The sequence below is a fragment of the Brevundimonas sp. genome (genome assembly GCF_036732845.1).
Lineage (GTDB): Bacteria > Pseudomonadota > Alphaproteobacteria > Caulobacterales > Caulobacteraceae > Brevundimonas.
Genome location: NZ_DAINBO010000001.1, coordinates 144,696 through 168,609 on the forward strand (window position 1 = coordinate 144,696; position 23,914 = coordinate 168,609).

Sequence of the window (23,914 nt, forward strand, 5' to 3'; positions counted from 1 at the left end):
CGGATGCGGGCGGTCGCGATCGACTTCGAGACGGCGAACGAACAACGGGCCAGCCCGTGTTCGATCGGCCTGGCCTGGATCACCGACGGCGTGATCGAGGCGGTCGAGCATCACTACATCCGCCCGCCCGGCATGCGGTTCGCCCCGTTCAACATCGCCTTTCACGGCATCGGCCCGGACCAGGTGCGCGACGCCGACGAATTCCCCGCCGTGCTGGCTCGGCTCGCGCCCCGGCTACGTGGGCGGACGGTTCTGGCGCACAACGCCGCGTTCGATGTCAGCGTGATCCGCAACACCTGCGACCACTATCGCCTGCCCTATCCCGAGTTCGACTACCTGTGCACGGTGAATGTGGCGCGCCGCAGTTGGCCGGAACTGACCTCGCACAAGCTGAACGCGGTCTGCGGCCATCTGGGCGTCACGTTCAAACACCATGACGCCGCTGAAGACGCCTATGCCTGCGCGGCCCTGGCCCTTGCGGCCATGAAGGTTCACGGCGCAGAGGGTTTCGACAGCCTGTGCGCTCTGACAGACGTATCCATGGGCCGCCTGAACGCCGACAGCTACCGGCCCTGCTCGGCGGCCGCGCCCAAGGCGTTCAAGCCCAGACGCATGGCGTGAAGGGGCTGGCCGAGGACGAATGGCTGGCTCTGGTCGGTCAGGGCGTGAACCCAAATCGGGCCTAGACCTTCAAGGCTCCGTCACCCTCGGGCCTGTCCCGAGGGCCTATCTCGGAGGCCTCCTCGAACGCGGATGGTCTGACCAGCGGTCACAACGGCCCATGGCTCGGCCTGCGGCCCCCATGGCCCCTCGGGACAAGCCCGAGGGTGACGAGTTTCAGGAAGCCGCACCCTAGGACGCTATCGCACGCTACCCCCGCCACCCCTGCCATGATCGACGCGCCTGGGTTCGCGCCGGGTCTAGAATTGGACCATGCACGCACCCCACCCCACGCATCGCCCTTTGAAATCAATCGGATGGTTCGCACGCCAAACGGATCGCCGCCCCCAAACATGGGTTCGATCCCTGACAGGTCAGGCCGCTTGAGCGTCGATCTGTACTGGTACAGAATCGAAAAATTATTGGCCGCACCCTGCCGCGCCCAACCCCTCGGAGCCTCACATGAGCCTGCACGGCGCCTATGATCCCGACAATGTCTTCGCCAAGATCCTGCGCGGCGAGATCCCCAGCGTGACGGTGTGGGAGGATGACCACGTCCTGGCCTTCATGGACGTGTTTCCGCAGTCGGAAGGCCATGTGCTGGTCATCTCCAAGACCTCGACCGCGCGCAACATCCTGGAGATCGAGGATCAGGACCTGGCCCGCCTGACCGCCGCCGTCCGGCGCACCGCCCACGCCGTCGATAAGGCCCTCAAACCCGACGGCATCAGCCTGATGCAGTTCAACGGCGAGGCCGGGGGCCAGACCGTCTTCCACCTGCATTTCCACATCGTGCCGCGCTGGACCGACCGGCCGATGAAGGGCCACGGCCACGCCCCCATGGCCGAGACGGCGGCGCTTCAGGCCCTGGCTGGGAAAATAGCCGCACAATTGCAGTGAACGCCGTTCATTGACGGCGTCGCCCAGCGGCCTAGCCTGGCGAGTCCGCCCAGCAGGAGGGGGCGTCTCATGACCATGAAACTGAACTGGCTCGGCATCATCGTGGCGACCGTGATCGCCTATTTCATCGGCTTCCTCTGGTACGGCGTCATCTTCGAGGCGCAATGGATCGAACTGTCCGGCGTCTCTCCAGAGGCCGGGGGATCGACCGCGGCCATGGTCCTGGGCCTGGTCCAAACCTTCGTCGTCATGGTCGGCCTGGGCTGGTTGATCGGAAAGCTAGGCGAGGGCTGGCTGAACGGCGCGCGCATCGGCCTGATGGCCTGCGTCTTCTTCGCCCTGATGACCATGGCCTACGGCTATATCTACCAGACCGAGCCGATGGGGCTGTTGTGGATCGACGCCTCGCACCTGCTGGCCGTCTATATCGTCGGCGGGGCCGTCATCGGCGGTTTGAAGCTGAAGCCCAAGGCCTAGAACAGCGGCGCCGTCAGCGGCCCCCTGAAGATGAACCACGCCCCGCCCGCGATCAGGGCGAAGCCCACGGCGTGGTTCATCGTCAGCCGCTCACCCAGGATCGTCACCGAAAACACCGCGAAGACCAACAGGGTGATGACCTCCTGCATCGTCTTCAGCTCGGCCGCCGAATAGACCTGATGCCCGATCCGATTGGCCGGAACCGCCAGGCAGTATTCAAAAAAGGCGATCCCCCAACTGACCAGGACCACGATCCACAAGGGCTTCGATCCGAACTTCAGATGACCGTACCAGGCGAAGGTCATGAAGACGTTCGACAGGACCAACAGGGCGATCGGCGTCAGATAGGGCATGGGCGGCATGGGCCGCACCATGCTTGCGCCATGCGGATTCCGCCAGCATAAGAGCGGCCCGAACCGGGCCGGTTTAGCTCAGTTGGTAGAGCGCCAGTTTTGTAAACTGGATGTCGCGGGTTCGATTCCTGCAACCGGCACCATCTTTCTTCGGCGGGTTCCATGCCGACGACCACGATCAACAAACTGGGCCATCGGATGGGCGCGCGCGGCGGGCGCACCCGCCAGGCCCTGATGAACGCCGGTTCGACCCTGTTGAGGGAACGCCATTTCGGCGCCGTCCGCACCGCCGACGTGGCGCTGGCGGCGGGTGTGTCTCCGGCCAGTTTCTATACCTATTTCAGTGCCGTGGAGGATGTCGTTCTAGCGCTGTGCGAAGCGGCGACCGAGGATTGCAACGCCCTGGCCCGCCATTTCCAGGGCGACCTGGCGGGCGAGCGCGCCGTCGCCGCCGCCCGCGCCTATGTCGATGACGCCCTGGCCATGTGGCGCACGCACGGCCACGCTCTGCGCATCGAGCACATGCTGGCGGACCAGGGCCACGCCGCCTTCGCCGACAGCCGCATCCGCCGCCTGCGCCGCCTGCACCTGGCGCTGGAGCGCCGCATCGCCGAGGCCCGAGCCGGCGGCCGCCAGCCCGAGGGCCTGGACCCGCGCCTGGCCTCCTATCAGGTGGCGAACATGGTGGAATCGATGGCCGACGGCTTCGACCTGCTGCTGCGCGCCGATACGGCCGAGGCGATCCTGGACACCACGGCCCATATGGTGGTCCGCCTGACTACAGGGCGCTGACGCCCAACGGCCCGAACAGCCAGACCAGCCAAACGCCCACCGCCAGCAGGCTCCCGAACGGCAGCCGGTCGTCGCCCCTGACCCGACGCCGCATGATCAACCGCGCCGCCACCAGACTGAACCCCACGACACAGGCCCACAGCAGCACGCTGGGCAGGCCCGCCCAACCGACCCAGGCGCCCGCCCCCGCGAACAGGAAGGGATCGCCCCCGCCCAGGCCGTCGCGTTTCCTCCACGCCCGATAGACCCAGGCGATCCCCCACAGGATGGCGAAACCGGCGACGGCGCCGATCCCGGCGTCGATGGGCCAGCCCCGCTGGATCAGGGCCGCCGCCCCGATCCCGGTGACGATCAGCGGAAAGGTCAGTTCGTCCGGCAGCCAGAAATGCTCGGCGTCGATCAGGGCGATCAGCAGGAGCTGCCACCCCAGCAGGGCCGTCGCGCTCATCATGATCCAGCCGCCGCCATGCAGCGCCGCCCAGACGCCGATCAGCCCGGCCGCCAGCTCGATCAGCGGATAGCGCGGCGAGATCGCCGCCCGGCACAGGCCGCATCGTCCGCGCAGCGCCAGCCAACTGATCACCGGGACCAGATGCCAAGGCTTCAGGGTCGCGCCGCAGCTTCGGCAATGCGACCGCTTGAAGACCACGTCCTCCTCGGCCGGCAGGCGCACGCTGACCGCGGCCAGGAAACTGCCGACGATCAGGCCCAGCAGTCCGAGGATGACGGCGTTCAGGATCATGCAGGCTCCGGCGGGACGCCCTTGCTTAGCCCCCGCCCAGGGCCACCGCCACCCGATAGGTGATGAAGGCCGCCAGATAGGCCAAGCCGAACATGTAGACGATCATGATCCACGTCCACTTCAGCGAATTGGTCTCGCGCCGCACCACGCCCAGGGTCGCCACGCACTGGGGCGCGAAGACGTACCAGGCCAGGAAGGCCAGGGCCGTGGCCAGCGACCACTGTCCCGCCAGCGTCGTGGCCAGGGCGCCCACGCCCGAGCCTTCGGCGTCGGCGATGGCATAGACCGAACCCAGGGCCGCCACGGCCACCTCGCGCGCGGCCATGCCGGGGATCAGGGCGATGACCATCTGCCAGTTGAAGCCGATGGGGGCGAAGATCGGCTCCAGCGCCTGGCCCAGCATGCCGGCGAAGGAATAGTCGATGGCCGGTCCCGTCGCGCCCTCGGGCGGATAGGGGAAGGTCGACATCGCCCAGACGATGACCATCAAGGGCAGGATGATCCGCCCCGCCCGCTCCAGGAAGATCCGCGCCCGCAGCCACAGGTTGAACAGCACGCTCTTCAGATGCGGCGCCTTATAGGCCGGCAGCTCCATCATGAACGGCTCGACCGCGCCGCGCCAAAAGATGCGCCGGATGACGAAGGACACGGCCAGGGCGCTGACGATGCCCGCCGCATACAGGCCGAACATCACCAGCCCTTGCAGACTGGCGAAGCCCCAGACCGTCTGGTTCGGAATGAAGGCGGCGATGATCAGGGTGTAGACCGGGATGCGCGCCGAACAGGTCATCAGCGGCGCCACCATGATGGTGGTCAGCCGGTCGCGCTTGGAATCGATCACCCGCGCCGCCATCACGCCAGGAATGGCGCAGGCGAAACTGGACAGAAGCGGGATGAAGGCCCGCCCATGCAGGCCCGCACCGCCCATGATCCGGTCCATCAGGAAGGCGGCCCGGGCCATGTAGCCGAAATCCTCCAGCAGGATGATGAAGGCGAACAGGATCAGGATCTGCGGCAGGAAGACCAGCACGCTGCCGACCCCCGCGATCAGGCCGTCGACGATCAGACTCTGCAACAACCCGTCGGGCAGGGCCGCGGCCACCCAGACGCCTAGGGCGCCCAGGGCCGCCTCGATGCCGTCCATCAGGGGCGTGGCCCAGGTGAAAACCGCCTGGAACATGACGAACAGCAGGGCCAGCAGGATCACCAGCCCGCCGACCGGGTGCAGCAGGACGGAATCGATCCGGCCGGTCAGGGTGTCGGGCCGTTCCGGCGGCTTGACGCAGGCCTTCATGATCCGCTCGGCCTGGTGGTGGGCGGCGCGGATTTCGGCCGCGTCGGGCGCGTGCCAGGTCCCCTCGCCCGCCGGGGCGCCGGATACGATCAGGTCCTCGGCGGCGGCGATCAACTCCTCGACGCCGCGCTTGCGGGTGGCGACGGTCGGCACGATGCGCACGCCCAGTTCGGCCGACAGCCGCTCCAGATCGATGCGCAGGCCCTGGCGCTGGGCGATGTCGTACATGTTCAGGGCCAGAACCATCGGCCGCCCCACGGCCTTCATCTCCAGCGCCAGCCGCAGCACAAGACGCAGATTGGTCGCATCGGCCACCAGGATCACCGCGTCCGGCGCGGTCTCGCCCGCCAGGCGGCCCAGGACGGCGTCGCGGGTCACCTCTTCATCGGGGCTGCGCGCCCGCAGCGAATAGGTGCCCGGCAGGTCCAGCACCGACAGGGTGCGGCCCGAGGGCGAACGGATCACCCCCTCCTTCCGCTCGACGGTGACCCCGGCGTAGTTGGCGACCTTCTGGTGGGCGCCGGTCAGGGCGTTGAACAGGGCGGTCTTGCCGCTGTTGGGATTGCCGACCAGGGCGATGCGGGCGGGCTTCACGGCGACGTCCATCAGCGCGCCTCGCGCCGGATGGTCAGATTGGCCGCCTCATGCCGACGCAGGGCCACCCGCATGTCGTCGACCTTCATGGCGATCGGGTCGCGGCCGAACAGGCCCTCATGCAGCAGCTCGACCGAGGCCCCCTCGACGAAGCCCAACTCCAGCAGGCGCCGCTCCAGCTCGGTCTCATGCTCCTGATGGTGACAACGGCCGCCGACCTGGACGATGACGCCGCGATCGCCGCGCCGGGCCTGGCTGAGGGGAATTTCGTCGGACATGGAACTCTCAGAACGCCAAACTGTCTGAATCTCGGCGCGCGTCCGCACCGCTAAGTTGACAGTGATTATCAGGAGCGGATCACCCGCGTCCAGCGCGCGCTAAGGACGCATTGCCGCGCCGACGGATTGCGCTATCAGAAGGCGCGCTTTCAGAGGGAAACATGATCCGCCGCCTGGTCCTGACCGCCTCGTTCCTGGCCCTCGCCGCGTGCGGCCAGGGTTCGTCCTCCGCCTCCGACGCGCCCGCGACGCCCGTGCCCGCCGCGCCTACCGCACCTGCCGCACCTGCCGCACCCGCCCCCAGCGAGGCCCAGATGCAGGCGGCGCTGGCCGCCCTGCCCGCGCCCTATAACGCCGCCGATCTGGAGAACGGCCGCCGCGCCTTCGCCCGCTGTCGGTCGTGCCACACCATCACGCCCGGCGGCCCGAACATGACGGGACCGAACCTGTGGGGCGTGTTCGGCCGCAAGGCCGGGACCCATCCGGGCTTCAACTACTCCAAGGCCGTGCAAGAGGCGGACATCACCTGGGACGGCGAGCGCATCGACCACTGGCTGGAGAATCCGCGCACCTTCCTGCCCGGCAACAAGATGAGCTTCGCCGGCCTGCCCGACGCCGACGACCGCCGCGACCTGATCGCCTGGCTGCAACTGAACACGACGGCGCCTTCCTGATCCTTCTCCCCTTGCGGGAGAAGGTGGCTCGCACAGCGAGACGGATGAGGGGGCTGTTTGAAACACCCTCATCATCAGACAGTCAGCTCGCGGGCACAGCCCCCTCATCCGAGCGCCTCCGGCGCCCACCTTCTCCCGCGAGGGGAGAAGGGCATCGGCTCACTCCGCCGCCGCCCTGGCGTCGTTGGCCGTGGCCTCCTGGGCCTCCCACTCCTCGATCTTGCGGGCGGTGTATTCCGGCGAGCGGGTGAAGCGCGCCAGCACGCCATAGATCACCGGCACCACGAACAGCGTCAGCATGGTGGCGAAGATCGCCCCGGCGAAGATGACCACGCCGATGGTCTGGCGGCTGCCCGCCCCCGCGCCATGCCACAGCACCAGCGGCAGGGCGCCGAAGGCGGTGGCGATCGAGGTCATGATGATCGGCCGCAGACGCAGCGAAGAGGATTCGATGATCGCCTCGCGGATCGAGCGCCCCTGGTCGCGCAACTGGTTGGCGAACTCGACGATCAGGATGCCGTTCTTGGCCGCCACCCCGATCAGGATGATCAGGCCGATCTGCGAATAGATGTTCAGGCTGGACCCGGCCATCAGCAGGCCGAACAAGCCCCCCGCCGCCGCCAGGGGCACGGTCAGCATGATGACCGCGGGCGTGATCCAGCTCTCGAACTGGGCCGCCAGAACCAGGAAGACCAGCAGCAGCGCCAGGCCGAAGGCCGCCGTCACCGCGCCGCCCGCCTCTTGCTGGTCACGCGCCGCGCCGCCCCAGCGGATGGCCCCGACGCCGCCTGGCTGTTTGGCCACCTCCGCGTTCAGGAAGGCGACCGCGTCGGCCAGGGTCGTGCCGGGATTCAGGTCGGCGCTCAGGGTGATCGCGCGCTGGCGGTCCAGACGGCGCCGGTCGGGCGTGTCGCCCGTGGTCTGGGTCGTCACCACGGCCGACAGCGGCACCAACTGTCCGCCGCCCGTGGCGACGTACAGGGCCTCCAGATCACTGACGTTGCGCCGCTCGTCGCGGTCGGTCTGCAAGATGACGTCGTATTCCTGGCCGCCGCGAATATAGGTGGTGGCCCGGCGCGAACCGAACATGGTCTCCAGCGTACGGCCCACCTGCTGCGACGACACGCCCAGGCCCGCTGCCTTCTGCGGGTCGACATCGACCAACAGGCGCGGCGCGTTCGGTTCATAGTTCAGACGCGGCCGCGAGAAGCCGGGGTATTCCTTGGCCGCCGCCAGCACGGGCTGAAGCCACTGGAACAACTGCTCATAATCCGAGCCGGTGGCGATCATCTCGACCGAGTTGGAATTGCCGCCGCCGCGTTGGAAGGCGCCGGGCACGCTGGCGTTGACCTGGGCGTCGGTCTGGCCGCGCAGCTTGCCGTTCAGCTCCTGCGAAATCTCGTCGGCCGAGCGGGTGCGTTCGGACCAATCCTTCAGGGTCAGGACGGCGTTGCCCGAGTTGAAGCTGCCGCCGCCGAAGCCCGGCGCCGAGACCAGATAGGAATCGACTTCGCCGCCCTGGCGGTATTCGGCCAGGATCGGCTCCAGCCCCAGCATGATCTTCTTGGTGTATTCAAAACCGGCGCCCTCGGGACCCTGGACCCGCACCGTGACCCGGCCGCGATCCTCGGGCGGCACCAGTTCGTCGGGCAGGGTCAGGAAGATGCCCGCCGCGCCCGCGCCGACCAGCAGCACCAGACCGACCACGCCGACCACGGCCGCCTTGCGCCCCATCAGGGCTTCCAGCGAGCTGCGGTACGAGTTCTTCAGCCCGTCCATGGCCCGGTCGACCCGCCGCGCCAGCCAGCCCGAACCCTCGGCCGGCTTCAGGATCTTGGACGCCAGCATCGGCGACAGGCTGAGCGCCAGGAAGGCCGAAAAGGCCACGGCCGCCGCGATGGCCGCCGCCAGCTCCACGAACAGCCGCCCGACGTATCCGGGCAGGAACAGCAGGGGCGCGAACACCGCCAGCAGCACCACGGTCGTCGCCACCACGGCGAAGAACACCTGACGCGCGCCGCGCTCGGCCGCGACCAGCGGCGGCTCGCCGTGATCCAGCCGCCGCTGAATGTTCTCGGTCACCACGATGGCGTCGTCGACCACCAGGCCGATGGCCAGAACCAGGGCCAGCAGGGTCAGCAGGTTCAGCGAAAAGCCCAGCGGCGCCAGAACCATGAAGGTCGCCAACAGACAGATCGGCGCCACGATCGACGGGATCAACGCCGCCCGGAAACTGCCCAGGAAGATGAAATTGACCAGGGCCACCAGCAGCATGGAGATGCCGATGGTGATCCACACCTCTTCGATGGCGTGTTTGGTGAAGACCGAATTGTCCGAGCCGACGACCAGTTCGACGCCCTCGGGCAGGGTCGGGCGAATCTCTTCCAGCAGGTCGGTGACGCCCTTGGAGATGGCCAGGTCGTTCGACTGGGCCTGACGCGTGACGGCCAGGCCGATCTGATCCAGGCCGTTGCCGCGGAACAGGCGCCGCGCCTCGGCCGGCGCCTCCTCGACGCGAGCGATGTCGCCCAGCCGCGTCACATAGGTCGGCGCTCCGGCGATCAGGGCGGCGGCCCCCGTGCCGGTCGTCGCCGCCGCCGAGCCGCGCGTGCCGATCGGCAGGGCCGCGAACTGGGCGGGCGTGGCGTAGTTGCGGGCCACGCGGACGGTGTAGTCCTTGTCCGTCGATTCCAGCGCCCCGGCGGGCAGTTCGACGTTCTGGCTGGTCAGGGCGCTCTCCACGTCCTGCACCGTCAGGCCCCGCGCCGCCATGGCCGTCGGGTCCAGCCAGATGCGCATGGCGTAGCGCTGCTCGCCGTAGATCTGCACCTGGGCCACGCCGTTCACCGTCGACAGCCGGTCGATCAGATAGCGGTCGGCGTAGTCGGTCAGTTGCAGCCGGTTCATGCTGCTGGAGCGCAGGAACAGGATGATGATCGGCTGGCTGTCGGAATCGGCCTTGGCCACCTGAGGCGGGTCGGCCTGGTCGGGCAGACGGCCCGCGACCCGGCTGATCCGATCGCGCACGTCATTGGCGGCGTCGTCGATGTTCCGGTCCAGGCTGAACTCGATATTGATGTTCGAGCGGCCGTCGCGGCTGGTCGAATTGATCCGCTCGACGCCTTGCAGTCCGGCGATCTGTTGTTCGATCGGTTCGGTGATCCGGCTTTCGATCACCTCGGCCGACGCCCCGGCGTAGCTGGTGTTGACCGAGACGATCGGCGGATCGACGTCCGGCAGTTCGCGCACCGGCAGGAAGAAGAAGGCCGCCGCGCCGATGACGCACAGCACGATGGCCGCCACCGCCGCGAAGACGGGACGCCGGACGGAAAGGTCCGACAGCATCATTGCGCCGACTTCCGCTGGGCGCCGCCTTGAGCCGACGCGCGGCCTTCGCCCGCCGGGCTGACCGGCGCGCCCGGCTGGATGCGGTTCAGGCCCGAGCCGACGATGCGTTCGCCGGTCTCGACGCCGGACAGGATCTCGACGAAGCCGTTCTCGACCGCGCCGGGTTCGATCTCGGCCCGCTGGGCGGTCGAGCCGCGCTCGCCGCGCGCGATGCGGAAGACGAAGGCGCGCTGGCCCTCGTACTGCACCGCCGCCTCGGGCGCCGCCGCCGCCGTTCGCGCGCCCTGGCGCACGGCCACGCGCATCAGCATGCCCGGCCGCATGGCGCCGCCGGGATTGGGGAATTCGGCCCGCGCCGTGGCGGCGCGCGTCTGTTCATTGACCCGGCTGTCGATCAGGGCGATCCGCCCCGAGAAACTCTGGCCCGGAAAGGCGTCGGACGTCGCCACGATCGGCGTGCCGGGCCGCAACCGCCCCAGGAAACGTTCCGGCACCGGGAAGTCGACGCGGATCGTCCGGGTGTCGTCCAGGGTGGTGATCGCCGCGCCGGGGTTGATCAGGGTCCCGGCCGTCACCGTGGTCAGGCCCAGGGTCCCGGCAAAGGGCGCGCGGATGACCCGGTCGCCCAACCGCGCCTGGGCGGCGGCCAGGGCGGCGCGCGCCGTCTCCAGCGCCGTCTCGGCGTTCTCGGCCGTGACGCGCGGGGCCACACCGCGTTCGGCCAGTTCCTTGTAGCGTTCGTGTTCGCGCTCGGCCTGGGCCACGCGGGCGCGGGCCTCGATGATGTCGGCGTCTTCCTCGCGCGCCTGAAGCTGGACCAGAGGCTGGCCGGCGGCGACCGTCTGTCCGTCGCGGAACAGCACGCGCGTGATCAGCTCGGTGGTCGAGGAGGTGATGGTCACCGAACGCAGGCCGCGCGCCACGCCCAGCACCTGAATCGTGTCCGAGAACTCGCGCGGCGCCACCGTGGCGACGGCCACCTGTTGCCCGCGTCCGCCGCCGGGACCGCCCCGGCCGCCGCCCGGCCCGCCGGAGCCGCCCTTGTCATCGTCCGCCAGGGCGATCCGCAGCACGGCGGCCAACACCATCAGGCCCAATAGGACAGCGGCGCCGACGATGAAGAAATGACGTTTGATCACGCGGGAAAGGCTCCGGTTTTGTCAGACGACGACGCGTCCGACTTAACGTCTGGGGACCGCGACGCAACCAAAGTCTCTGTAACGCGCGCCGTTTCAGATTCCGTCGCGACGCGGCGAGCGAATTTCAGAACCGGCGCCACACGGCCAGCACCCATCCCCGGCTTTCCGGCGTCTCGCGTCCGGCCACCGCCTCGCGCCAGCCCGCCTGGACGCTCCAGTCGCCGAACCGCCGCACCACCGAGGTCTCGACCGACAGCCAGCGCGCGCCGTCGTCGTCGGTCATGCCGCCGAAGGCCTGGCTCAACACCATCCAGTCCCGCCCGAAATGGCCGCCCAGGGTCAGGTCCAGGCGCGTCTCATCCGGCAGGCCCGCGCGCATCCGCCGGGCGGTCTGAAGCTCGATGAAGCTGCGATCGGGCGCCCACGGCCCGCCGACGCCCTGAAGGTTGCGCCCGACCGAGGCCCGCACCTCCCAGTCGCCTCGCCCCTCGCCCGGCGCGGCGTAGCCGGCGTTTCGCCCCTCGCCCGCGTCGGCGTATCCCGCATACAGGCTGACGGCCGTCTTATCGTCGCGATAGGCCTGCCAGGTCAGCCCCAGCTCCAGCGGCCCGCGCCCCTCATAATCGACGAAAAAGTCCTGTCCGTCCTGCCAGTCGCCCTTGACCTGAACCGTCAGCCGTTCGGTCAGGCCGTATTCGGCGAACACTCCCAGCGTCCGGTCGATTCGATCGCCCGGCAGATCGGCCAGAGAACCCGACGGGTCGAAGCCCCGTTCGGCTCGCATGTCCTCCCATTTGACGATGACCTGGCCCTGGCCCTTCGGCTGGGTCCAGGCGCTGGCCCAGGCCGCCGACGGCGCCGCCGCCAGCAACAGCGCGACGGCGACGTGTCTCAAACGTCGTAACCCGGATTCTTCCGGTCCAGCATCCGCAAGGCGCCGGGCCAGGCCAGGGACGAGACGAAGCCGATGCCGCGTCCCTGCTCCTTGGTTTCGGCCTGGGCCGCGTCGGGCGCGATCAGCACATTGTCCCGGCCGCCCGACAGGGCCGCCACCTGCTGGGCGCAGGCCCGCTCCAGGAAGAAGATCCCGACCCAGGCCATGGCCGCCGTCTCTCCGACCGCCAGCGTCCCGTGGTTTCGCAACAGCATCAGCGTCTTGTCGCCCATGTCCGCCACCAGCCGCGCGCGCTCGTCATGGTTCAGCGCCAGCCCCTCATAGCCGTGATAGGCGACCTGATGCTGCAACAGACAGGCGTTCTGGCTGATGGGCAGCAGGCCGTGCTTCTGAGCCGCCACGCCGACGCCGTTCACCGTATGCAGATGGATGACGTATTTCGCGTCCTCGCGCGCGGCGTGGACGGCCGAATGGATGGTGAAACCCGCCGGATTGATGAAGCTGGTCGTCTCTTGAACGATGTTCCCGTCCAGATCGACCTTCACTAGGCACGAGGCCGTCATCTCCTCGAAATACCAACCGTAGGGGTTGATCAGGAAATGGTGCTCCGGTCCCGGCACCCGGGCCGAGATGTGGGTGAAGATCATGTCGTCCCAGCCGTGCAGGGCGACCAGCCGGTACAGCGCCGCCAGATCGACGCGCGCCTGCCATTCGCCCTCGGACACCCTGGATTTCAACGATGCGACTGCGCCGTCCGCCATATCGGCCTCCTGTGTGATCGGCGCCGAACGTCCGCCGCGCGCGAGGTCCCGTCAAGGCGGCCGCGTTCAGCCATCGTTAACCGCGTTTTCAGAAACGTAATCTACTCGGTTACCGACCCTCCCGCGCGACGCCCTAAGGAGATCGCCTGGTGAACGCCGCCGCGGCCTTGGCCGCCGATCCGTCCGACGCGCCCCAGAGCGAATTCGCACGTCTGATCAGTCTGGCGAAAAGCCGCTCGGCGGACGATCGTCAGCGCTTGCTCCTGGCGGTCGCGGCCCTGTGCGACGCCAATCCGCCGGGCGTCGAACTGTCGCCGATCCTCAGCGAGATATTCCTGGCCCTGGCCCAGCAGGCCGAGCGCGAGATCCGCGCCGTTCTGGCCGACCGCCTGGCCACGGCGGAATGGGCGCCGCCGGCCCTGATCCACATGTTGGCCCTGGACGAGATCGAGATCGCCCGGCCCGTCATCGCCGCCAGCCCCCTGTTGAAGGACGAGGATCTGCTGCGCATCCTGGTCGAGGCGACGCTGGAGCATCACATCGAGGTCGCCCGGCGTCCGAACCTGTCCGGCCGCGTCGCCGATGCGGTGATCGATCACGCCGAACCCGCCGTCATGACCGCCCTGGCCGGCAACCACACCGCCCAGCTCAGCGAGGAAGGCCTGCGCCGACTGGTCGAAAGCTCGCGCCGCGTCGCCGGTCTGCGGGCGCCGTTGACGCGCCACCCGCGCCTGAACGACCAGATGGCGTCACAGCTCTATCAATGGGTCGGCCAGGCCCTGCGTCAGTCGATCGGCGAACGGTTCCGCGTCGATGAGGCCGCCCTGGCCCATGCCGTCGATGTCGCCGTGGGGTCCAGCACCGCCGCCTGGAACATCCGCACGGCCCAGAAGCCGGTCGATCCCGAGGCGCTGGAGATGGAACGGCGACTGATCGACAAGCTGAAGTCCGCCGGTCAGTTGCGCGTCGGTTTCGCCGTCCGCGCCCTGCGTGAGAACCGCCGCACCCTGTTCGAGCACGCCCTGGCCGCCCTGGGCGAGTTTCCGTTGGACAAGGTGCGGGCCGCCGTCATGGCCGACAGCCCCCAGCCGCTGTATCTGGCCTGCGTCGCCGTGGGCATCGACCGCACCGTCTTCGTCGCCTTGCTGGACGATCTGCGCAAGCTCAGCGGCGGCTGGCCGGCCGAGGTCGTCGACGGTCCCTGGACGCCGCTGGCCCTGACGGCGGACGAGGCCGCACGCCTGTTCCGCCAGCTCGACCTGCGTCTGGCCGGTTGACGCCGAGGCTTCGCTCGGCTCCCTTCGACGTGTGAACGCCGCTCCCCTCCCTTCCCGCCTGGCCTTCGTCGCCAGCGAACGCCCCGAGGCTCAGGCCGCGCGGCAACGGCTGGCGCGGCGTTATGGCGAGGTCGCGGCCGAAGAGGCCGAAGTCATCGTGGCCCTGGGCGGCGACGGCTTCATGCTGGAGACCCTGCACAGCGTCCTGGGCCGGGGCGCGCCCGTGTTCGGCATGAACCGCGGCTCGGTCGGCTTTCTGATGAACGACTATGCCGAAGACGACCTGCCCGCCCGCATCGCGGCGGCCGATCCCACCCGCATCCATCCGTTGCAGATGGACGCCCAGACCCAGGCCGGCGAACACCATTCCGCCCTGGCCATCAACGAGGTCTCGCTGCTGCGCCAGACGCGCCAGAGCGCCAAGCTGCGCATCACCGTCGACGAGCGGGTGCGGATGGAGGAGCTGTCCTGCGACGGCTGCCTGATCGCCACGCCCGCCGGATCGACCGCCTACAATCTGTCGGCTCACGGGCCGATCATCCCGCTGGATTCCCAGAGCCTGGCTCTGACGCCGATCAGCGCCTTTCGGCCCCGGCGCTGGCGCGGCGCCCTGTTGTCGCACAGGGCGCGGGTGCGGTTCGACGTGCTGGAGGGCGACAAGCGGCCGGTCAGCGCCACCGCCGACAGCTATGAGGTGCGCCATATCGCCCGCGTCGAGGTGTTTGAACGTCGCGACCTGGCCCTGACCATGCTGTTCGACGCCGGACGTTCGTTCGAGGAACGTGTATTGGCCGAACAATTCGCCTCCTGATCGCAGTGACGGCTTCTTAACGGCCGATCCCTAGTGTGGATTTCGCAACTGTGGAGTCCCCCCCGTGAGCAACCCCGCCCAGGTCATCCGTCCCCCGAACGCGCTCAAGGCCAAGGTCGGCGGCAGCTTCGGCATCGACGCCAGCGCCATCGCCCGCGCCGAGGAGGCCCTGAAGGCCATGTCGACCCAGTTCGGCCAATGGTTGCAGGACGAGATCGACAAGCTGGACAAGGCCCAGGCCGACATCCGCGCCAACGGCTATTCGGCCGAGACGGCCGAAGCCCTGTATTTCCGCGCCCATGACCTGAAGGGCCTGGGCGCCACGTATCAATATCCGCTGGTCACGCGCATGGCGGCCTCTCTGTGCAAGATGCTGGACGATCCGGCCAAGCGCATGGCCGCCCCAGTGATGATCCTGGACGCCCACGTCGACGCCATCCGCGCCGTGGTGCGCGACGGCATCCAGACCGACGACCACCCCACCGGCCGCGTCCTGGCCCAGGCCCTGGAAGCCCGCGTCGCCGAACATCTGGGCTGAGGGTCCGGCCCTCACCCTTTCGCGCGAAGCCGATCGCCTGACGACTCTCGGGTGCTCAAGCCCTCTTCCAATGGGAGAGGGATCGCAGCACTCGGGTCCCGTCATCACGGACACTGGGGTTGACGCCGTGCGGAACAGGTCGGCGCCGCAAAACGCCCGCCCTTGCATCCATTGGCCCGCCTTGCCGCCTCTCGTCTCGGAACAAGAGAGAGGAAAAGGCATCCATGATCCGACAGCTTCCGGCTCTTTGCGCGGCCGTCATCGCCCTGGCCTTCACCCCGGTCGCGGCCCTGGCCCAGCCGGGACCGGCGCCCGACCCGGCGTCCGTCAGCCTTAGCGCCGACCAGAACCGCGCCGTCGTCCTGTCGCTGGCCCAGGTGCTGCGCGAACGGTTCGCCTTCCGGGAACGGGGCGCCGCCGCCGCGCGCGAGATCGAAGCCATGGAACAGCGTGGAGCGTTCCGCGACGCCCGCACCGCCGCCGAGCTGCTGGCCCTGATCCGCAGCCAGGTCGCACCCCTGGTCGACGACCGCCATTTCCGCGTCCGCTACATGGGTCCCGAGATCCTGGCCGGGTTCAGCGAAGGTCCGCCGCCGCCGGAAGAGATCGCCGCCTTCCACGAGGAGATCCGCCTGCGCGGGTCCGAGATTCCCGATATCCGCTGGCTGGCGGGCAATGTCGGATATCTGCGGATCAATATGTTCCTGGACGCCCCGCCCGTGACCGAGAAACTGGCCGCCGCCATGGGCATTCTGGCCGATACCGGCGCCCTGATCATCGACGTGCGCGGCGCGCCGGGCGGCGAACCGGCCGGGGTGGCCAATGTCATCGGCCATCTGGTCGATCAGCCCACGCCCACGGTCCACACCTATGATCCCGCCGGCCCGCCCGAAGGCCGCACCATCTACGCCCAGCCCCGCACGCCCGCCTACATCGGCCGTCCCGTCTATGTGCTGACCGACGGCGAGACCGGGTCGGGCGCGGAGGAATTCGCCTATGACCTCCAGGCCATGAAGCGCGCCGTCCTGGTGGGCCAGTCCACCTGGGGCGGCGCCACGCCCGGCGGTTATCGTCCCCTGGCCGAGGGCTTCGCCGCCTTCATCCCGATGCAGATCGTCACCAACACCGTGACCGGCGCCAATTGGGAAGGCGTCGGGGTGCGCCCCGATGTGGAGGTTCCGGCCGATCAGGCCCTGACCGTCGCCCACCGCCTGGCGCTGGAAGCCATCCTGAAAGACGCCCAAGGCGTCCGCCGCGCCATCGCCGAGGAAGGCCTGGCGTCCCTGACGCCGCCCGCCGCCGCCGACTGAGCGGGCGCATGGGATCGTGGCGGGCGAACGCCCCGACGCGCCCAGTTGGCCCGCCACGGCATCCGACGCCCGTCACTCCGGGCCTGGCGCCGACGCCGCCTTCACGCCAGGCCGGTCGGCGACTACGGACAGTTACGGGCGCAGAGGAAGAGAAGGTTGGTCAGAATTCGAAGAATTCGTCGTCAAGCTTCTTGACGTACAGGGTATCCTCCACCCTACAGCCAACACCATGGTCAATCATTAACCGGGTAAGCAGAGTTCCATCAATCAAGACGATCCGCTTGCTCAATCCTTCGACCGTTTTAATCGCAGAAGGTGTGAAACTTGAGGTCGTAACAAACAGTCCTTTGCCGGCTTTGAACTGATCTAGAGCGCCGAAAAAGTCACGAATTTCGCCGGGACCGACAGCATTCCCGGCTGCATAGCGCTTCGCTTGAACGTAGATGCGATCGAGGCCGAGCGTGTCCTCATCAATTACGCCATCGACACCGCCATCTCCGCTACGTCCCAATGCCCGGCCAGCTCGCGCAAGCGAGCCGCCGTAACCCATCGAGATGAGAAGTTGCACGACAACGCGTTCGAAAAATGCAGGCGGTGCAGCTTGGATACGTGAGAGGAGTTCACGTCCCAATTCTGTCTCCAGAAGATCACGGGCCTGACGCATCGTTTCATCTGGCGTCAGGTCATCAGCAGTGGCGCTTGTTTCTATAGCTTTCTGTCCCCCGACCTGGGATTTGGTTAGGTCGAAATCTGGAAACTGGCGAAGGAATGCGATGTCTATTCGCTCGGGTGGATTAGACAACACTGATCGCCCACGCTCACTGGCCACAAAATGGCTTCGGCGGGTCAACTGAATCAGACCCGCTTTGCCGAGATAAAATTTCGCCCAGTGGGTTCTATTGGCAAATGTCGTCTGCTTACCAGACGGCAGCAGCTCGCTCCGCTCTTCATCAGATAGACCAAATTTCTGGGCCATCAGTTCGACGGCGTCCTGAATTGTAACCTCTCCGTCGGCCGCAAACCGCAGGACGGGTAACATCAGCGTCTGGAAGTCAGGAATGGCCAATATTTGTTATCCTACAGTGGAATATTATCGTGCTTCTTCCACGGATTGCTCTGGGTCTTCCCCTTCAGCGTCCGTAGCGCCTTGATCAGCCTCCGCCGCGTGCCGTGCGGCATGATCACGTCGTCGATATAACCCAGCTTGGCCGCGACAAACGGGTTGGCGAAGCGCTCCTTGTATTCGGCCTCGCGGGCCGCCAGGGCGTCGGGATCGCCCGCCTCTTTCCTGAAGATGATCTCGACCGCGCCCTTGGCGCCCATGACGGCGATCTCGGCCGAGGGCCAGGCGTAGTTGACGTCGCCGCGCAGGTGTTTGGAACTCATCACGTCATAGGCGCCGCCATAGGCCTTGCGCGTGATGACGGTCAGTTTCGGCACCGTCGCCTCGGCGTAGGCGAACAGCAGCTTGGCCCCGTGCTTGATCAGGCCGCCGTACTCCTGACGCGTGCCGGGCATGAAACCGGGCACGTCGACGAAGGTCACGATGGGGATGTGGAAGGCGTCGCAGAAGCGCACGAAGCGGGCGGCCTTGCGGCTGGAATCGATGTCCAGCACCCCGGCCAGAACCTGGGGCTGGTTGGCGACCACGCCCACCGGCTGGCCGTCCAGGCGGCCGAAGCCGCAGACGATGTTCTTGGCGTAGTCGGCGCCGATCTCGAAGAAGTCGGCCTCGTCGACCGTCTTCAGGATCAGCTCCTTGATGTCATAGGGCTGGTTCGGATTGGCCGGGACCAGGGTGTCCAGGCTGGCCTCGTCGCGGTCGGGATCGTCATAGCTGTCGCGCACCGGCGGCTTTTCACGGTTCGACAGCGGCAGGAAACCGATCAGGCGGCGCACCTCGGCCAGGGCCTCCAGATCGTTCTCGAACGCCCCGTCGGCGACGCCCGACTTGCCCGCGTGAACCCGGGCGCCGCCCAGATCCTCATGGCTGACGACCTCGTTGGTGACCGTCTTCACCACGTCCGGGCCGGTCACGTACATGTAGGACGTGTCCTTCACCATGAAGATGAAGTCGGTGATGGCGGGCGAATAGACGTCGCCGCCCGCACACGGTCCCATGATCACGCTGATCTGGGGGATGACGCCCGAGGCCAGGGTGTTTTGCAGGAAGATGTCGGCGTAACCCGCCAGGCTCTCGACCCCCTCCTGAATCCGTGCGCCGCCGGCGTCGAACAGGCCGATGATCGGCGCACCATTGGTCAGGGCCATGCCCTGCAGCTTGACGATCTTGGCCGCGTGCGCACCGCTAAGAGAGCCACCGAAGACCGTGAAGTCCTTGGAAAAGACATAGACCAGCCGTCCGCCGATCGTGCCCCGGCCGGTGACCACGCCGTCGCCGGGGATGCGCTGTTTCTCCATGCCGAATTCGTGGGAGCGGTGCTCCACGAACATGTCGGTCTCCTCGAACGAGCCTTCGTCCAGCAACACCTCGATCCGCTCGCGCGCCGTCAGCTTGCCCTTGGCGTGCTGGCTGGCGATGCGGGCTTCGCCCCCGCCCAGTTTCGCGGCGGCGCGACGGGCTTCGAGCTGTTCCAGGATGTCTTGCATGAGGCGGGTCTCCTTGAACCGGCTTTAGCCCTTCTCCCCTTGCGGGAGAAGGTGGCCCGCGCAGCGGGTCGGATGAGGGGGCTGTCGGCAACGGTCTCGTGGGCTGAAAGTCAGTTTACGAAGAGAACCCCCTCATCCGTCATGCTGCGCATGACACCTTCTCCCGCGAGGGGAGAAGGAAATTAAAGCGCCTTCATCCACCGGTCGATCAGCACCGCCTCGGCTCTTCGGCTGGCGGTGCGTTCGGCGTTTTCGGCGTCGACGCCCCACTGGCCCTCCTGAAAGGCCTCGTCCAGGCGCGACAGGTCGAAGGCCGCCTCTCCGCTCAGGGCGCCGCGCTGCACCGCCAGGGCCAGCACCGCCGAACCCAGGGCGGGCGTCAGGGCGGCCAGGCCGGTCAGGGCGAAATCGTCCAGCTCCAGCGCCAGTTCGCGCACGCGGGCGACGGCGGCCGGGTCCTGGGCGCGATGAACGATCCCCGACGACGGCTCCAGCCGCACCCCCAGCTCACGCGCGGCCCAGTCCAGCCATGGCGTCCATTCGCGCGCCTGCTGTTCGACCAGGCTGCCGGGCGCCTCGGCCGGATAGCACAGGGCGTCGGACCCGGCGTAGGCGGCGATCTCGTCGGCCACGGCCTCGCGCGCCTGAGACACACGGTCGATGGCGGTGGCGGCCAGGCGCTGGGTCGGCATGGTCGCGGGGTCCAGGAACTCGCCCTGGGCCGCCCATTCGTCGGCGACCATTTGCGCGGCGGCCTGGGTCGGCAGGACCACCGGCGCGCCCGCGGGCGTCTTGGGCGAACGGCCGTCCAGCAGCACGGCCCATTTCCCTTTCTGGGCGCCCTCGCCTTCCCGCGCTTCGGCGGCGGTCCAGAAACGTTTCAGCCGTTCCTCGGACTCGCGAAAGCCCTTGCGCGCGGCGACATTGGGATCGAGCGGGGGGATGTGCATCAGGCGGCCTTGGCTCCGGCGGCGAAACGGTCGAGGGCGGCGTCCAGATCAGGCATGTCGGCGGCGACGTGCAAGGCCCCGGCGGCGATCTGCTCCTGCGCCGTATGGAAGCCCCAGGCGACGCCCAGGGGCGCGGCGCCCGCCGCCACGGCCATTTCGGCGTCGTGGCTGGTGTCGCCGATCATGACGGTGGTGGCCGGACAGGCGTCGCAAGCGGTCATGGCGGCCAGCAGCATGGCCGGGTCCGGCTTGCCCGGCCCGTCCTCGGCGCAATGGGCGGACTGGAACAGCTCGGCCCAGCCCGTGCGGGCCAGATTGCGGGCCACGCCGCGGCGGTTCTGGCCCGTCGCCAGGGCCAGGCGCCAGCCGTCGCGCTTCAGACGACGCAGACTGTCCTCGACGCCCGAATACAGCGGCTCCTGATGACCGGCGTCATAGCGGCGGCGGAAACTGTCCTGGAAGGCGGCGACGAAGTCGGCCAGCTCCGCGTCCGTCAGTTGCGGCTCCAGCACGTGCAGCGCCTGATGCAGCGACAGGCCGACGATCCGGCGCACGCGGTCATAGGACGGCTCGGGCAGGCCCAGCGCGCGCGCGGCGTCGACCGCCGCCTGATGGATGGAGGCGCGGCTGTCGACCAGAGTTCCGTCGATGTCGAAGACGGCCAGCGGTCTCATCGCTGCCTCTTGACGCCCTCGAACGGATCGCTCTCGTCGCCGTCGCGGGGGTCGAAGCCGAAGTGGGCGAAGCCGGCCTTCATCTCGGGGCTGAGCGGCGCCTCGACGATCAGCTTGCCGCCCGCCGGGTGATCCAGCTCGATGCGACGCGCATGCAGTTGCAGCTTCAGCGGCCCGGACAGTTCGCGTGAGGCGTCGTCGCCGTATTTGGGATCGCCCAGGATCGGATGGCCGATGGCCGACATATGGGCGCGCAGTTGGTGCGTGCGGCCGGTGAAGGGGCGCAGGGCCATCCACGCCGCGCGATGGGCGGCGCGGCCGATGGTGGCGTAGGCGGTCTCGGCCGGTTCGGCGCGCGGGTCCTTGCGGTCGGCCGGGCGCATCATCTCGAAGTCGGCGATGCCGGTCTTCTTCAGCGGCAGGTCGATCTGACCGGCGACCGGCTTGGGATTGCCGATGACGATGGCCCAATAGGTCTTCTTGGCCTGACGGCGCGCGAAGGCGCCCGCCAGCCGCTTGGCCGCCTCGGGTCCCTTACCCAGCAAAAGGACGCCCGAGGTGTCGCGATCCAACCGGTGCACCAGACGCGGCCGGTCCATCCCCTCGCCCCAGGCCGACAGCAGGCGGTCGACGTGACGGCTGGTCTTCGTGCCCCCTTGCACGGCCAGACCGTGCGGCTTGTTGATGGCGATGACCATGTCGTCCTCATAGAGGACCAGCGATTTGGCGAAGCGGATGTCCTGTTCCGACAGCGTGTGCGCGTCACCCGCCTGGCGCGAGGTGTCGTCGGGGATCGGCGGCACGCGCACGGCGGCTCCGGCGGTCAGGCGGCCCTCGGGCTTGATGCGGGCGCCGTCGACGCGGATCTGGCCGCTGCGGGCCATCTTCTGCACCTGGATGTTCGACAGGTGCGGCCAACGGCGGCGGAACCAGCGGTCCAGGCGGATGCCGTCCTCGGCCTCGGCGACATAGATTGTCTGCACCTCGCGGACGCCGCCGCCCTCGCGCGGTTTGGGATCGTCGGTCACAGGGCGGCTCCAAAGGCGCGGCGGGCGATCATCAGCCCCAGGAACAGGGCGGCGACGGCCAGCACGGTCGAGACGGCGACATAGAGACCCGCCATGCCCCAATCGCGCCGCTGGATCATCAGGGCCGTCTCCAGCGAGAAGGCCGAAAAGGTGGTGAACCCGCCCAACAGGCCCACGGCGGCGAACAGGCGCACGCTCTCGCCGCCCTGCCCCCGATGCGCCAGCCATCCGGCCAGCAGGCCCATCAGCAGGCCGCCGATCAGATTGGCCGCGAACGTGCCCCACGGCCAGGCGGCGCCGGGCAAGACGCGGCCCAGCGTCAGGCCCAGGCCGTATCGGGCCATCGAGCCGAGCGCCCCACCGGCGGCGACAAGGAGGAAACGGGTCATGGCGGCGCTTATACCCGCCTCTGCGGCGAAGCGAAGACCGGCGTCAGCCTGACTGAAACTTCACTTGCCGAGACGCACGGTTAACGGCGATACCGAAGACGCGGCTTCGCGCCGCTGGGGAAGGCCGTCGGCCCGGCGGCCCGCCCTGATCTAGTATCGGGCCGGGATTCCTTTCAGGGGCGAACCGCCGACCATGTCGCACGACGACCACAGCCATCAGGGCCATGACGCGCACGGGCACGATGCGCACGGCCATGACGCGCCGGCGGACCATGGCCACGGCGGCCAGGGCCATGATCAACGGCTGCAAGCCGCCCCGAACCCGCCGCCGCCCGGCGCCACGGACAGCCCGAACCGCGAGGCCCCGGAACGCACGCCCACGGGGGTTCGCATGAACCGTTCCGCCGACGGCATCCTGCGTCCCATCCAGGACAGCGAACTGTTCTCCAACGACCCCGCCGAGATCGCGGTGGTGTCGTCGCATATCGACGAATATTTCAACCAGCCGCTGGACCTGTTTCCCTTCTGGGAGACGGGCAGGAAGCCCGACCGTTTCCACGTGCTGTTCGCCCGCCAGATCGAAGAGCGGTTCCCGGTGGATCGCGATCTGCGCAGCCACATCCACGACTATGGTCGGCGCGTGTTCCGGGCGTTGATGGTCCACATCGGCACCAAGCGGCTGAACCAGACCCTGGCCTTGGTCGCCTTCACCGTCCTGGCCACCCTGGGACCCACCTGGTTCGCCCAATGGGTCGGCACGCCGGCCATGGGCGCGGGCCTGGCCGTCGGCGCCATGCTGGCCGTGTTCGGCCTGTGGTGGGCGTTGCAGGCGATCCTGTTCGTCCAGTACCGCTTCCGGCTGGAGAACGATTCCTACGAGATGTCGCGCGAGATCGTTCAGCGGACGCGCGAATTGCAGAACCTGTTCACCACCGCCCGCGCCCTGCCCGACCAGGCCGAGACCCAGTATCAGATGGACGGCAAGGGCTGGGGCGCTCGGGCGTCCTATCTGGTCCGTCTGACCATGTGGCTGGCCGCGCGGATGGAGTATCTGGAGAAATACGTCCAGATGGAACTGTGGCGCATTCGGCGTGAACGCTATTGGACGCGCTGGCTGCAACGCATCCTGACGCCGCTGATCCTGATCGTCTGGCTGGCCCTGTTCGCCCTGGAGGCGCCCCCGGCCGATGCGGCGATGTTCCGGGTGCTGCAAGGCGTCGCGGTGCTGTTGGGCGTCCTGGTCAGTTGGATCAGCTATGTGCGCTGGCGCACCCCGACCGAGGCCATCCAGGACAAGCTGGGCGTCGACGGATGGGTCCGCTACGCCTCGCTGGACGTCGACAACGCCGTCGCCGATCAGGTCCGCCGCGACAAGGAACGCCTGGTCGAATACCGCGCCCTGACGCGCGGTCGCTGAGCC

Annotated in this window: 24 protein-coding genes and 1 tRNA gene; 11 read left to right on the top strand and 14 right to left on the bottom strand. The window is 68.2% G+C overall.

Annotation, left to right across the window (positions count from 1 at the left end):
* Window positions 1-3 precede the first annotated feature (3 nt).
* The 3 genes from V7D63_RS00780 (at window position 4) to V7D63_RS00790 (ending at window position 2,037) form a co-directional block, all read left to right on the top strand.
* A complete protein-coding gene (locus tag V7D63_RS00780) occupies window positions 4-621 on the top strand; it encodes a 3'-5' exonuclease (RefSeq protein WP_333590351.1) in 618 nt (205 codons plus the stop codon).
* Window positions 622-1,122: 501 nt separating this feature from the next.
* Window positions 1,123-1,560, top strand: coding sequence for an HIT family protein (locus V7D63_RS00785; protein ID WP_333590352.1), 438 nt, complete (start codon window positions 1,123-1,125; stop codon window positions 1,558-1,560).
* A 69-nt stretch (window positions 1,561-1,629) separates the two neighbouring features.
* Window positions 1,630-2,037, top strand: coding sequence for a DUF1761 domain-containing protein (locus V7D63_RS00790; protein ID WP_333590353.1), 408 nt, complete (start codon window positions 1,630-1,632; stop codon window positions 2,035-2,037).
* Here the strand turns inward: V7D63_RS00790 and V7D63_RS00795 are convergent.
* On the bottom strand, window positions 2,034-2,399 hold the full coding sequence (locus V7D63_RS00795; RefSeq protein WP_333590416.1) for a DMT family protein: 366 nt from the start codon (window positions 2,397-2,399) through the stop codon (window positions 2,034-2,036). The genes V7D63_RS00790 and V7D63_RS00795 overlap by 4 nt on opposite strands.
* Window positions 2,400-2,457: 58 nt before the next feature.
* Between V7D63_RS00795 and V7D63_RS00800 the strand changes: the two genes are divergently transcribed.
* Window positions 2,458-2,533: transfer RNA gene (locus V7D63_RS00800), tRNA-Thr, on the top strand.
* 19 nt (window positions 2,534-2,552) lie between these two features.
* Window positions 2,553-3,182 (top strand): TetR/AcrR family transcriptional regulator, encoded by a 630-nt coding sequence (locus V7D63_RS00805; protein WP_333590354.1) that lies wholly within the window; start codon window positions 2,553-2,555, stop codon window positions 3,180-3,182.
* Here the strand turns inward: V7D63_RS00805 and V7D63_RS00810 are convergent.
* From V7D63_RS00810 to V7D63_RS00820, 3 genes are read right to left on the bottom strand one after another with little or no spacing between them, the layout of a single operon-like run.
* On the bottom strand, window positions 3,169-3,924 hold the full coding sequence (locus V7D63_RS00810) for a prepilin peptidase (RefSeq protein WP_333590355.1): 756 nt from the start codon (window positions 3,922-3,924) through the stop codon (window positions 3,169-3,171). The genes V7D63_RS00805 and V7D63_RS00810 overlap by 14 nt on opposite strands.
* Window positions 3,925-3,949: 25 nt before the next feature.
* Window positions 3,950-5,824, bottom strand: a complete 1,875-nt coding sequence (gene feoB, locus V7D63_RS00815) for a ferrous iron transporter B (RefSeq protein ID WP_333590356.1) — start codon at window positions 5,822-5,824, stop codon at window positions 3,950-3,952.
* The gene (locus V7D63_RS00820; RefSeq protein ID WP_333590357.1) at window positions 5,824-6,090 is read right to left on the bottom strand and encodes a FeoA family protein; all 267 of its coding nucleotides are present in this window, start codon (window positions 6,088-6,090) and stop codon (window positions 5,824-5,826) included. Before V7D63_RS00820 ends, feoB begins: the two co-directional genes overlap by 1 nt.
* A 161-nt stretch (window positions 6,091-6,251) precedes the next feature.
* On the opposite strand from V7D63_RS00820, the gene V7D63_RS00825 reads away from it, so the two are divergent.
* Window positions 6,252-6,764, top strand: a complete 513-nt coding sequence (locus V7D63_RS00825; RefSeq protein ID WP_333590358.1) for a c-type cytochrome — start codon at window positions 6,252-6,254, stop codon at window positions 6,762-6,764.
* A 159-nt stretch (window positions 6,765-6,923) separates the two neighbouring features.
* On the opposite strand, the gene V7D63_RS00830 is transcribed toward V7D63_RS00825, so the two are convergent.
* The 4 genes from V7D63_RS00830 to V7D63_RS00845 form a co-directional block, all read right to left on the bottom strand.
* Entirely contained in the window at window positions 6,924-10,109 is a 3,186-nt protein-coding gene (locus tag V7D63_RS00830; protein WP_333590417.1) for an efflux RND transporter permease subunit, read from the bottom strand.
* Window positions 10,109-11,251, bottom strand: a complete 1,143-nt coding sequence (locus tag V7D63_RS00835; protein WP_333590359.1) for an efflux RND transporter periplasmic adaptor subunit — start codon at window positions 11,249-11,251, stop codon at window positions 10,109-10,111. Before V7D63_RS00835 ends, V7D63_RS00830 begins: the two co-directional genes overlap by 1 nt.
* 124 nt (window positions 11,252-11,375) lie before the next feature.
* Window positions 11,376-12,146, bottom strand: a complete 771-nt coding sequence (locus V7D63_RS00840; protein ID WP_333590360.1) for a hypothetical protein — start codon at window positions 12,144-12,146, stop codon at window positions 11,376-11,378.
* Window positions 12,143-12,907, bottom strand: a complete 765-nt coding sequence (locus tag V7D63_RS00845; RefSeq protein ID WP_333590361.1) for a class II aldolase/adducin family protein — start codon at window positions 12,905-12,907, stop codon at window positions 12,143-12,145. The genes V7D63_RS00840 and V7D63_RS00845 overlap by 4 nt, the downstream gene beginning before the upstream one ends.
* Before the next feature lie 149 nt (window positions 12,908-13,056).
* Here V7D63_RS00845 and V7D63_RS00850 point away from each other — a divergent pair, with 149 nt between their 5' ends.
* The 4 genes from V7D63_RS00850 (at window position 13,057) to V7D63_RS00865 (ending at window position 16,843) form a co-directional block, all read left to right on the top strand.
* Window positions 13,057-14,184 carry a DUF2336 domain-containing protein gene (locus tag V7D63_RS00850; RefSeq protein WP_333590362.1) on the top strand — a complete coding sequence of 376 codons (1,128 nt, stop codon included), beginning with the start codon at window positions 13,057-13,059 and terminating at the stop codon, window positions 14,182-14,184.
* 31 nt (window positions 14,185-14,215) lie between these two features.
* Window positions 14,216-14,995, top strand: a complete 780-nt coding sequence (locus V7D63_RS00855) for an NAD kinase (protein ID WP_333590363.1) — start codon at window positions 14,216-14,218, stop codon at window positions 14,993-14,995.
* Window positions 14,996-15,059: 64 nt separating this feature from the next.
* Window positions 15,060-15,533: an Hpt domain-containing protein gene (locus tag V7D63_RS00860; RefSeq protein WP_333590364.1), complete on the top strand. Its 474-nt coding sequence runs from the start codon at window positions 15,060-15,062 to the stop codon at window positions 15,531-15,533.
* A gap of 224 nt (window positions 15,534-15,757) precedes the next feature.
* A complete protein-coding gene (locus V7D63_RS00865) occupies window positions 15,758-16,843 on the top strand; it encodes a S41 family peptidase (RefSeq protein WP_333590365.1) in 1,086 nt (361 codons plus the stop codon).
* A gap of 160 nt (window positions 16,844-17,003) precedes the next feature.
* Here the strand turns inward: V7D63_RS00865 and V7D63_RS00870 are convergent, their stop codons facing one another.
* From V7D63_RS00870 to crcB, 6 genes are all read right to left on the bottom strand, one after another.
* A complete protein-coding gene (locus V7D63_RS00870; protein ID WP_333590366.1) occupies window positions 17,004-17,909 on the bottom strand; it encodes a restriction endonuclease in 906 nt (301 codons plus the stop codon).
* 11 nt (window positions 17,910-17,920) lie between these two features.
* Window positions 17,921-19,453 (bottom strand): acyl-CoA carboxylase subunit beta, encoded by a 1,533-nt coding sequence (locus V7D63_RS00875; protein WP_333590367.1) that lies wholly within the window; start codon window positions 19,451-19,453, stop codon window positions 17,921-17,923.
* A gap of 182 nt (window positions 19,454-19,635) precedes the next feature.
* Entirely contained in the window at window positions 19,636-20,403 is a 768-nt protein-coding gene (locus V7D63_RS00880; RefSeq protein WP_333590368.1) for an ATP12 family chaperone protein, read from the bottom strand.
* Complete coding sequence (locus tag V7D63_RS00885; RefSeq protein ID WP_333590369.1) at window positions 20,403-21,077, bottom strand: HAD-IA family hydrolase; 675 nt, start codon at window positions 21,075-21,077, stop codon at window positions 20,403-20,405. The genes V7D63_RS00880 and V7D63_RS00885 overlap by 1 nt, the downstream gene beginning before the upstream one ends.
* The gene (locus V7D63_RS00890; protein WP_333590370.1) at window positions 21,074-22,105 is read right to left on the bottom strand and encodes an RluA family pseudouridine synthase; all 1,032 of its coding nucleotides are present in this window, start codon (window positions 22,103-22,105) and stop codon (window positions 21,074-21,076) included. The genes V7D63_RS00885 and V7D63_RS00890 overlap by 4 nt, the downstream gene beginning before the upstream one ends.
* Window positions 22,102-22,494 (bottom strand): fluoride efflux transporter CrcB, encoded by a 393-nt coding sequence (gene crcB / locus V7D63_RS00895; RefSeq protein WP_333590371.1) that lies wholly within the window; start codon window positions 22,492-22,494, stop codon window positions 22,102-22,104. The genes V7D63_RS00890 and crcB overlap by 4 nt, the downstream gene beginning before the upstream one ends.
* A 193-nt stretch (window positions 22,495-22,687) precedes the next feature.
* Between crcB and V7D63_RS00900 the strand changes: the two genes are divergently transcribed.
* Window positions 22,688-23,911, top strand: coding sequence for a hypothetical protein (locus tag V7D63_RS00900; protein WP_333590372.1), 1,224 nt, complete (start codon window positions 22,688-22,690; stop codon window positions 23,909-23,911).
* Window positions 23,912-23,914 lie beyond the last annotated feature (3 nt).

Bases quoted from the DNA above. Each gene is read 5' to 3' on its own strand.
- V7D63_RS00805 (WP_333590354.1), top strand. From the start codon at position 2,553: ATGCCGACGACCACGATCAACAAACTGGGCCATCGGATGGGCGCGCGC.
- V7D63_RS00845 (WP_333590361.1), bottom strand. From the start codon at position 12,907: ATGGCGGACGGCGCAGTCGCATCGTTGAAATCCAGGGTGTCCGAGGGC.
- V7D63_RS00830 (WP_333590417.1), bottom strand. From the start codon at position 10,109: ATGCTGTCGGACCTTTCCGTCCGGCGTCCCGTCTTCGCGGCGGTGGCG.
- V7D63_RS00790 (WP_333590353.1), top strand. From the start codon at position 1,630: ATGACCATGAAACTGAACTGGCTCGGCATCATCGTGGCGACCGTGATC.
- V7D63_RS00810 (WP_333590355.1), bottom strand. From the start codon at position 3,924: ATGATCCTGAACGCCGTCATCCTCGGACTGCTGGGCCTGATCGTCGGC.
- crcB (WP_333590371.1), bottom strand. From the start codon at position 22,494: ATGACCCGTTTCCTCCTTGTCGCCGCCGGTGGGGCGCTCGGCTCGATG.
- V7D63_RS00780 (WP_333590351.1), top strand. From the start codon at position 4: ATGCGGGCGGTCGCGATCGACTTCGAGACGGCGAACGAACAACGGGCC.
- feoB (WP_333590356.1), bottom strand. From the start codon at position 5,824: ATGGACGTCGCCGTGAAGCCCGCCCGCATCGCCCTGGTCGGCAATCCC.
- V7D63_RS00825 (WP_333590358.1), top strand. From the start codon at position 6,252: ATGATCCGCCGCCTGGTCCTGACCGCCTCGTTCCTGGCCCTCGCCGCG.
- V7D63_RS00885 (WP_333590369.1), bottom strand. From the start codon at position 21,077: ATGAGACCGCTGGCCGTCTTCGACATCGACGGAACTCTGGTCGACAGC.
- V7D63_RS00875 (WP_333590367.1), bottom strand. From the start codon at position 19,453: ATGCAAGACATCCTGGAACAGCTCGAAGCCCGTCGCGCCGCCGCGAAA.
- V7D63_RS00880 (WP_333590368.1), bottom strand. From the start codon at position 20,403: ATGCACATCCCCCCGCTCGATCCCAATGTCGCCGCGCGCAAGGGCTTT.
- V7D63_RS00785 (WP_333590352.1), top strand. From the start codon at position 1,123: ATGAGCCTGCACGGCGCCTATGATCCCGACAATGTCTTCGCCAAGATC.
- V7D63_RS00865 (WP_333590365.1), top strand. From the start codon at position 15,758: ATGATCCGACAGCTTCCGGCTCTTTGCGCGGCCGTCATCGCCCTGGCC.
- V7D63_RS00795 (WP_333590416.1), bottom strand. From the start codon at position 2,399: ATGCCGCCCATGCCCTATCTGACGCCGATCGCCCTGTTGGTCCTGTCG.
- V7D63_RS00900 (WP_333590372.1), top strand. From the start codon at position 22,688: ATGTCGCACGACGACCACAGCCATCAGGGCCATGACGCGCACGGGCAC.
- V7D63_RS00820 (WP_333590357.1), bottom strand. From the start codon at position 6,090: ATGTCCGACGAAATTCCCCTCAGCCAGGCCCGGCGCGGCGATCGCGGC.